8 protein-coding genes and 1 pseudogene are annotated in these 8833 nt (G+C 61.3%); 7 read left to right on the forward strand and 2 right to left on the reverse strand.

Going from position 1 to position 8833, the window contains the following annotated elements; all coding sequences use genetic code 11:
• From C3418_RS21585 to C3418_RS21610, 6 genes are all read left to right on the forward strand, one after another.
• The coding region (locus C3418_RS21585) for a transposase (RefSeq protein WP_174213905.1) at positions 1-77 on the forward strand (77 nt) is incomplete at its 5' end.
• Between the two features lie 63 nt (positions 78-140).
• On the forward strand, positions 141-410 hold the full coding sequence (locus C3418_RS21590) for a DUF3302 domain-containing protein (RefSeq protein WP_041201542.1): 270 nt from the start codon (positions 141-143) through the stop codon (positions 408-410).
• A gap of 10 nt (positions 411-420) precedes the next feature.
• Entirely contained in the window at positions 421-1458 is a 1038-nt protein-coding gene (locus C3418_RS21595; protein WP_010674032.1) for an HlyD family secretion protein, read from the forward strand.
• 120 nt (positions 1459-1578) lie between these two features.
• The gene (locus C3418_RS21600) at positions 1579-3339 is read left to right on the forward strand and encodes a DEAD/DEAH box helicase (RefSeq protein ID WP_052815119.1); all 1761 of its coding nucleotides are present in this window, start codon (positions 1579-1581) and stop codon (positions 3337-3339) included.
• Positions 3340-3426: 87 nt separating this feature from the next.
• Entirely contained in the window at positions 3427-4860 is a 1434-nt protein-coding gene (gene dacB, locus C3418_RS21605; protein WP_052815120.1) for a D-alanyl-D-alanine carboxypeptidase/D-alanyl-D-alanine-endopeptidase, read from the forward strand.
• Between the two features lie 211 nt (positions 4861-5071).
• Positions 5072-5329 carry a GrxA family glutaredoxin gene (locus tag C3418_RS21610; RefSeq protein ID WP_010674029.1) on the forward strand — a complete coding sequence of 86 codons (258 nt, stop codon included), beginning with the start codon at positions 5072-5074 and terminating at the stop codon, positions 5327-5329.
• A 59-nt stretch (positions 5330-5388) separates the two neighbouring features.
• On the opposite strand, the gene C3418_RS21615 is transcribed toward C3418_RS21610, so the two are convergent.
• The gene (locus C3418_RS21615; RefSeq protein ID WP_010674028.1) at positions 5389-5598 is read right to left on the reverse strand and encodes a DUF1653 domain-containing protein; all 210 of its coding nucleotides are present in this window, start codon (positions 5596-5598) and stop codon (positions 5389-5391) included.
• A 356-nt stretch (positions 5599-5954) separates the two neighbouring features.
• Here C3418_RS21615 and C3418_RS21620 point away from each other — a divergent pair, with 356 nt between their 5' ends.
• The gene (locus tag C3418_RS21620) at positions 5955-7169 is read left to right on the forward strand and encodes a pyridoxal phosphate-dependent aminotransferase (protein WP_103859257.1); all 1215 of its coding nucleotides are present in this window, start codon (positions 5955-5957) and stop codon (positions 7167-7169) included.
• Between the two features lie 65 nt (positions 7170-7234).
• On the opposite strand, the pseudogene C3418_RS21625 reads toward C3418_RS21620, so the two are convergent.
• A pseudogene (locus C3418_RS21625) lies at positions 7235-8654 on the reverse strand (YfcC family protein).
• Between the last annotated feature and the right edge of the window lie 179 nt (positions 8655-8833).

An 8833-nucleotide genomic window follows, 5' to 3' on the forward strand; every position in this document is an offset into this window, starting at 1 on the left:
GCTCTTACTTTGCGGGCTCTTGCGGCGGAGCACCGTTGGAGGTGATCAAGCAATACATTCAAAACCAGCGGGGCTGACGCCCCGGCGAAATTCCCCTCCCACCTACGTCGGAGGGAGTCCCCTTTCGCATTTAAGATGGCATTATCGTCATTCACGATATTCCATATGAAATTGCCAAGCACCGTAATCACCCCCACCAGGACGCCATTCACGTGGCAGGCTGGGTCAGCCTGTTCACCCTGCACGTGCTCTGGCCCTTCCTCTGGATCTGGGCCACGATTTATCGCCCCGATCGCGGCTGGGGCTTCTCGCAACGCCTACAACATGACGAAACAGAGATCAGCGCACTCAAAGAGGAGCTGGCAGCACTGCAGGCTCGCATGACCACGCTCGAACAGACCGACAAATAGGTAACGCCCCATGGACCTGCTACTTATTCTCACCTATACAGCCCTCTGCATAGGTATTTTCAAGATCTTCAAGATCCCGCTCAACAAGTGGACCGTGCCGACCGCCGTACTGGGTGGCGTCATCATCATCGGCACACTCATCATGCTGATGAACTACAACCACCCCTATTCCGAGCTGGCTCGCAACTATTATGTCTCCACCCCGGTCGTGCCCCTGGTCAAGGGGCGTGTCACCGACGTCCCGGTCAAGCCCAACCAGCCGGTCAAGAAAGGGGATGTGCTGTTTCGCATCGACGCTGAGCCCTTCCAGGAGAAGGTCGCCAGCCTGACGGCGCGCCTCGCCTCCAACACCGATTTTCTGAAGGCTCTGGACGCCCGCCTGCGATCCGCCAGCCTGGACAGGGATCGCGCCCAGGAGCTGATGCGACGGGGCATCGGCAAACAGCGCGACCTCGACGTCACCCAGGCCAACGTGGATGACATCGTCGCCCAAATTGATCAGCAGAAAGCGACCCTCAATGACCTGGGTGCCCAGCTCAACATCGCCAAGTACGATCTGGAGCAGACCGTGGTCTACGCCCCGAGTGACGGTCATGTCGTACAACTGGCATTGCGCCCGGGCATGATTGCCGCCCCCTTCATGTTCCGCCCCGTGATGACCTTCATTCATGAAGATGCCAATGCCTATGTCGGCTGGTTCTGGCAGAACAGCATGCAGCGGCTCAAGGCGGGTGACGAGGCCGAAGTCGTGCTCGACGGCATTCCGGGCCGCATCTTCAAGGCCAAGGTGCAGTCCGTTATCCCGGCCATGGCACCGGGCAATATCCAGGCACAGGCGGGTCTTATCGATCAGACCTCTGCACAGGTACCGGGTCGCCTGCCCATCGTGCTCGAGATCACCGATCCCGAATGGGCAAACTACCAGGTGATCGCGGGTTCCAGCGGTCAGGCCGCCATCTATACCGAGCACTTCCACCACGTGGCCATCATGCGCAAGATCCTGATGCGCATGGGTAGCTGGCTCAACTACCTGTTCCCCTTCCACTGAGGTCCCTGACCTGCACGGGCCGGCATCCTGCCGGCCCGCTTCCTGTCAGCACGCCCCCTTCGCTGCATTTTCCCCGCAAGATCCCTATAATGGCGCCATCTTGCACCACAGCCGTTCCCCATGTTCGTTCTCAGACCCTATCAAACCGACGCGGTCAACGCCGTCATCAGCCACTTTCGCAAACACCCGGATCCCGCCGTGGTGGTGCTGCCCACCGGGGCCGGCAAAAGCCTGGTGATCGCCGAACTGGCCCGCAAGGCCCGTGGCCGGGTGCTGGTGCTGGCTCACGTCAAGGAGCTGGTGGAGCAGAACCACGCCAAGTACGAGGCCTGGGGACTCCGGGCCGACATCTTTGCCGCGGGGCTCGCACGCAAGGAGGCGAGCGCCCAGGTGGTGTTTGGCTCGGTGCAGTCGGTGGCGCGCAATCTGGATGCCTTCGACGGCGCTTTTTCGCTGCTCATCATCGACGAGTGCCACCGGGTCTCGCTCGATGACGACAGCCAATACCATCAGGTGATCGAGCATCTCAAGGCCGCCAATCCGGCCCTCAAGATCCTCGGGCTCACCGCCACCCCCTATCGGCTGGGGCTGGGCTGGATCTACCGGCGCCACTACCACGGCATGGTCAAGAGCCACGGCGAGCGGCTCTTTGGTGACTGCGTGTTCGAACTGCCCCTGCGCTTCATGGTGAAAAACGGCTACCTGACCCCGCCGCGCCTAGTGGACGCCCCCATCGTCCATTACGACTTCAGCAAGCTGGTGCCGCGGGAGAACGGCCTGTTCAGCGAGGCGCAGCTCAACGGCGAGATCAAGCGACAGGAGCGGGTCACCCCCCATATCCTGAGCCAGGTGCTGGAGTATGCGGCCGACCGGCAGGGGGTGATGATTTTCGCCGCCACAGTCGAACATGCCCGGGAAATTCATGGCCTGCTCGGTACCAGAGGCCAGCAGGCCGCCCTCGTCACCGGCGAGACACCGGGACCGGAGCGCGACGCTCTAATCAGTGCCTTCAAGGCGCGCGAGCTCAAGTTTCTGGTCAACGTAGCGGTGCTCACCACCGGTTTTGATGCCCCCCACGTCGACCTTATCGTGATGCTGCGTCCCACCGAATCGGTGTCGCTCTATCAGCAGATTGTGGGACGGGGCCTGCGCCTCTCACCCGGCAAGAGCGATTGCCTGGTGCTCGACTACGCAGGCAACAACTTCAACCTGTTTGCCCCCGAAGTGGGGGAGCCCAGGCCCCACGCCGGCACCGAGCCGGTTCAGGTGCCCTGCCCCGCCTGCGGCTTTGCCAACACCTTCTGGGGCAAGACCGACGAGGATGGCAAGGTGATCGAGCACTATGGCCGCCGCTGTCAGGGACTGTTTGAAGATGACGAGGGCAACCGCGAGGAGTGCGACTACCGCTTTCGCGCCAAGATCTGCCCCGGTTGCGGCGCTGAAAACGACATCGCCGCCCGTCGCTGCCAAAGCTGTGACCAGCTGCTGGTGGACCCTGACGACAAGCTCAAGGAAGCCCTCAATCTCAAGGACTGCATGGTGATCCGCTGCGCCGGTTTGACCCTGAGTGCCGTGCGCGGCAAGCAGGGGGAGCGGCTGGAGGTGACCTACCACGACGAGGATGGCCTGACCCTGACAGAGTACTTCCCCTTTCACTCCCGGGGTGCACAGCGCTTGTTTCAACAACGCTTTGTGCGTCATCATTGGCCCGCCCCGGGCCTGGAGCCCGAATTCACGACCCTGGCGAGCGTGATGCTCGCGGCAAACCAGTTCCGTCACCCGGATTTCGTCATCGCCCGCAAGTCGGGACGCTTCTGGCAGGTGAAGGAAAAAATATTCGATTACGAGGGGCGTTACCGGACTGCCAACGCCCCGGCCTGACCCCATGGCAGGCGATACCCGGCAGTCACCCGGTTTGATTATCGGGGCGGTTTCTGATGCCGCCCTTTCGTTCAGTTAGAGGATCCTATGCAGCGGCTGTTGATTGGTTTTTGTGCTCTCTTTTCTCTGGCGGTCCACGCTGCCCCGTTGACCCCGCCCAAGGGGGGCCAGTACGCCGTCATCGTACAGGGCAACAACGGGGTGGAATTTGCCCGTCACGCCGATGACATGATAGCCCCCGCCTCCACCATGAAGGTGCTCACTGCGCTCGCTGCACGCCTCGAACTCGGTGCCGACTTCCGCTTCGCCACCGACATCCAGGCCCAGCCCGGCGCCAAACAGGGCACCACCATCAACGGCGACATCTGGATCAACTTCGTCGGCGACCCGACCCTGTCGCGCATGGATCTGGTTGCCCTGTTCAAACAGTTGGGCGTCACCCGCATTCAGGGCAACGTCTATGTCAACACCGGTGCCTACAACGGCTATGAGCGTGGCAACGGCTGGTCCTGGGGGGATCAGACCCTCTGCTTCGCCGCTCCCGTCTCCTCGGTCATCATCGACAAGAACTGCGCCTACGGCACCATCACCGCCACCCAGATTGGCAAGCCTGCGGTGGGCAACGTGGCCACCGGCGTGCCCATCGGCATCGGCGCCGACAACGTGGAGGTGATGAGCTATGGCGACATGGCGCGTCAGTTCTGCGCTCTGGAAGTAGACATGGCCAAGGGCAACTTCTACGAGCTCAAGGGCTGCCTCACCCCGAACAAGGAGCCACAAGGGCTGCGCTTTGCCATCCATGACGTGGAGGCCTGGGGCTGGGACAACATCCGCTGGGCCATGAACCGCGCCGGGATCAGCCACGACGGCCTGCTGCGGGTCACCCATCAGGCCCCTGTCGGTGCCCAGACCCTGGCGACCCACTACTCTGTCTCCCTGCCGGTGATGCTCGCCAAGATGTTGAAAAAGTCCGACAACCTCTACGCCGATACCTTCCTCAAAACCGTGGGGCGTCACTACTACAACAAGCCGGGCAGCTATCGCAGCGGCACCATGGCGGTGCGCGCCATCCTGACCAAGCACGGCATTGACCTTGGCAACGCCACCCTGGCCGACGGCTCCGGCCTCTCCGCCCACAATCTCATCAGCGCACGCCAGATGTTGTCGGTGCTTAACTTCATCCAGAAGAACGATGCCGAGCTCGACTTCATCAAGCTGCTGCCAAGCTCCCAGGTGGACGGCACCCTGGCCTGGCGACGCAGCGTCACCGCCCCCATGATGAAGAACAAGGTGCACGCCAAGACCGGTACCATCACAGGTACGTCGAACCTCGCCGGTTTCATCGACACCGCCGGTGGCCAGCGCAAGGCCTTCGTGATGTTCCAGCGCGGTCTCTCCCAGGATCCGGCGACCCACGAGCGCTACCGCGCCAGCAAGGCGCCCTGGCCCTGGACCGTCTTCGAAAAAGGCGTGCTGGAGAGCATCTACCAGCAACAACCCATCCAGATCGTCGAGCAGTGATAGACGGGCTGCCTTGCCGGCAAGGCGGCCCGATTCCCCGGCCTTGGGGCGAAACAGGGACGCTGGCGCCGTCATCAGCAGTGGGTGCAATCGGAGATGGCGAACGTAAGCATCGCTATTTTCAGCTTTGACTGACAGGGCGCCACGGCTATGCTGTGCCCAGCCTCATCTCAATGGCCTTCTTCAACGGCTTGTTTAATGGAGAGAAAAGATGTTTGTAGAGATTTTTGGTCGTCCCGGTTGCCCCTATTGCGTGCGTGCCAAGCAGATTGCCGAGCAACTGACCGAGGAGCGCGATGACTTCGAGTTCCGCTACGTGGATATCAACGTGGCCGGGCTGACCAAGGACGATCTCGCCGCCAAGGCGGGCAAGCCGGTCACCACTGTGCCGCAGATCTTCCTGGATGAGCAGCACATCGGCGGCTGCACCGATTTTGAGGCCTATGCCAGAGCCAATCTGGGTCTGTAAGCCCCGACACCATGAAAAAAAGCGCCTCTGGCGCCTTTTTTCATGTCGCCAAGTCTGCCTCAGGCCACCGGCGTGAAGCGGCTCACCACCTGTCCCTGATGTTCAATCCACTCCATGAACATGGCGACGGGGCGGGCATAGACCTGACCATCCTGTTCGGATTGATAGATCACCAGCTGCTCCTGGGTTTCGGTGTGCAAGGCCAGGGCCAGAACCTGGTAATAGCCCCCCTTGAAATGGCGGTAGCGACCGGTGGCGGGTGCCTGCATGAGTGAACCTCGAGAGCGGAAAGATGAGCCCCCGTGCCTGCATGCTCCCCTGGCAGACCGACGGGTCGGGGCCTTTTTTACCCCAGCCAATCGTGCCAGATGGGGGAGATATTTCAATACACTCATGTTGCTTTATGAATCTGCTCCTCATCTTTCACTGATCTACCAAAGAGAGGCAAACGATCATGCTGAATTTAACATTTCAACAACCCTGTTTCAGGGGCAAATATCAGGGATTTATTCCATAAATTAGATTGTTCTAGCATTCAATTCTGTGAAGAATAGGGGCAGAGAAATTTGATACTAAAAACAGCTTTTCTGCCAACGTGCCCCACGGGGAAGGAATCACGCTCACCATGTTCACTATCGACAAGTCGCACAAGCTCGACGATGTCTGCTACGACATCCGCGGCCCGGTGCACAAAGAAGCTCGCCGTCTCGAAGACGAAGGTCACCGCATCATCAAGCTCAACATCGGCAATCCGGCCCCGTTTGGCTTCGAAGCACCGGAGGAGATCATCAAGGATGTGATCCTCAACATGCCCCAGAGCCAGGGCTACTGCGACTCCAAGGGGCTGTTCTCGGCCCGCAAGGCGGTGATGCAGTACTACCAGCAAAAAGGGATGCGCAAGGTCGACATCGATGACATCTACATCGGCAACGGCGCCAGCGAGCTCATCGTGATGGCGATGCAGGCGCTGCTCAACAACGGCGACGAGATGCTGGTGCCCTCCCCCGACTACCCGCTCTGGACCGCGGCCGTCACCCTCTCCGGTGGCCATGCGGTGCACTACCGTTGCGACGAAGGGGCTGACTGGTATCCGGATCTCGACGACATCCGCGCCCGCATCACCCCGCGCACCCGCGGCCTGGTGCTGATCAACCCCAACAACCCGACCGGCGCCGTCTACGGCAGCGAGTTCCTGCTGGAGGTGATCGAGATCGCCCGCCAGCACAACCTCATCATTTTCGCCGACGAAATTTACGACAAGATCCTCTACGACGACATCTCCCACACCAGCGTCTGCACCCTGTGCGACGATGTCATGGTGGTGACCTTCAACGGCCTCTCCAAGGCCTACCGCGCCTGTGGCTTCCGCCAGGGCTGGATGGTCATCACCGGTCCCAAGGGTCGCGCCAAGGGCTACATCGAGGGGCTGGAGATGCTGGCCTCCATGCGGCTGTGTGCCAACGTGCCCATGCAGCACGCCATCCAGACCGCCCTTGGGGGCTACCAGAGCATCAACGAGCTGATCCTGCCGGGGGGCCGCCTGCGTCGCCAGCGGGACAAAGCCTGGGAGCTTTTGAATGAGATCCCCGGTGTCTCCTGCGTCAAGCCCAAGGGGGCGCTCTACATGTTCCCGCGCCTCGACCCCAAGGTGTACGACATCCGCGATGACCAGAAGATGGTGTTCGATCTGCTGCAGCAGGAGAAGCTCCTGCTGGTGCAAGGTACCGGCTTCAACTGGCCTGCACCGGATCACTTCCGCCTGGTGTTCCTGCCCCGGGAAGAGGAGCTGGATGAGGCTATCGGCCGTCTCGCCCGCTTCCTCAAGGGCTACAAGCAGTAAGCAAGGCTCATGAAAAAGGCTCCCGCGGGAGCCTTTTTGTTGTCTGTCGTTTTCTATCCGCGCCATCAGCCGTGCAGCAGAGCCCCGGCCACCAGTACCACCATGGTGATGAGAGCCGCCCCGATGATGAAGGGCAGCACCCAGCGCACGAAGCGATCGTAGGGGATCCTGGCGAGCGCCAGCCCCGCCACCAGGTGAGCGGCGGTGGGGGCGAACAGGTTGATCCAGCCGGAGGCGGACTGATAGGCGGTGATCACCAGATCCCGCGAGATGCCGGAGAAGTCCGCCAGCGGCCCCATCAACGGCATGGAGACGGTCGCAAGCCCCGAGGTGGAGGGAATGAAGAAGCTCAGGATGATGTGCACCAGATAGGCCATCAGGATGAAGACCGACGACGACAGCCCGCTCACCAGTCCCTCGGCCCAGTGCAGTATGGTGTCGATGATGACGCCGTGCTCCATCACCACATAGATGCCGTGCGCCACCGCCACCACCAGGGCAACCCCGATGAGATCCCGCGCCCCGTTGAGGAAGGTCGCCACGTAGTTGGACTCCGGCATCCGGTTGATGAGGGCAATCAGGATGGAGGCGCTGAAGAAGAGGGTGGAGAGCTCGTCAAACCACCAGCCCAGGGTGGGCAACAGATCGATGCCCAGATCCGACCAGGGCACCACCGCATAGATCATCAGCAGGAAGGTGCCGAAGAAGACCAGCATGGTGAGCTTCTGCTTGCCGCTGAAGGCGAGGTTGCCGCTCTTCATCTGGGAGAACTCGTCGTCATAAACGATATCAGCCAGCACGGAGCGGGACTTGTCCTGCTGCACCTGCCTGGCGTAGCGCATCACGAACCAGGAGGCGAAGATCACCAGCAGCAGCCACTGGATGACCGTAGCCCTATCCCCTCACCGATGGGGATACCCGCGAAACCGGAGGCGATGCCGGTGGCAAACGGATTGACGGTGGAGGCGAGCACCCCGACCCCGGAGCCGAGCAGGATGATCCCGGCCGCCACAATGCGATCGAAGCCCGCCGCCATCATCACCGGCACGATGAGTGCCCAGAAGGCCACCGTCTCCTCCGCCATGCCGAAGGTGGAGCCACCCAGGGCGAACAGGGCGATCAGCACCGGGATGAGCAGCCGCTCGCGCCCGGCGAAGGTACGCACTATGGCCCCGACCCGGCATCCAGCGCACCGCTCTGCATGGTCACCGCCAGAAAGCCGCCGATGATGAGTACGAACAGTGCTACGTCCGCCGCCTTGTGAAAGCCCTGGATGGGCACCTTGAGCACATCGAATACCCCCTGGGGTTGGGAAGGGAGCTCGGTGTAACTGCCGGGTACCGGCAGCAGTCGCTCGTCACCGCTGTAGTCGGCCACGGCCGCTGCCGCCACCGGCTGCTGGGTCTTGGCCGTCACATAGTTGTATTTGCCCGCCGGCAGCACCCAGGTGAGGGCCGCCATCAGGGCGATGATGATGAAAAGCAGGGTATAAACCGTCGGGAGCTGGCGCTTCTTGGGCGCCTCATGGGATGTGGTCCTTAACCATCCCCTCGTATGAGCGAGGCGTGGCGCGGCTTCTGAGGTATGATCGCCATCCTTGACCAGCTAATACCCGACAGATAATCGCCATGTTTAACCACGATCTAATCCTCAACCACATCAAC

The organism is Aeromonas sp. ASNIH8, from assembly GCF_002919855.1.
Lineage (GTDB): Bacteria > Pseudomonadota > Gammaproteobacteria > Enterobacterales > Aeromonadaceae > Aeromonas > Aeromonas caviae.

Excerpts from the sequence above, each read along its gene's own strand:
- C3418_RS21595 (WP_010674032.1), top strand. The coding sequence starts at position 421 with ATGGACCTGCTACTTATTCTCACCTATACAGCCCTCTGCATAGGTATT.
- C3418_RS21600 (WP_052815119.1), top strand. The coding sequence starts at position 1,579 with ATGTTCGTTCTCAGACCCTATCAAACCGACGCGGTCAACGCCGTCATC.
- dacB (WP_052815120.1), top strand. The coding sequence starts at position 3,427 with ATGCAGCGGCTGTTGATTGGTTTTTGTGCTCTCTTTTCTCTGGCGGTC.
- C3418_RS21610 (WP_010674029.1), top strand. The coding sequence starts at position 5,072 with ATGTTTGTAGAGATTTTTGGTCGTCCCGGTTGCCCCTATTGCGTGCGT.
- C3418_RS21615 (WP_010674028.1), bottom strand. The coding sequence starts at position 5,598 with ATGCAGGCACCCGCCACCGGTCGCTACCGCCATTTCAAGGGGGGCTAT.
- C3418_RS21620 (WP_103859257.1), top strand. The coding sequence starts at position 5,955 with ATGTTCACTATCGACAAGTCGCACAAGCTCGACGATGTCTGCTACGAC.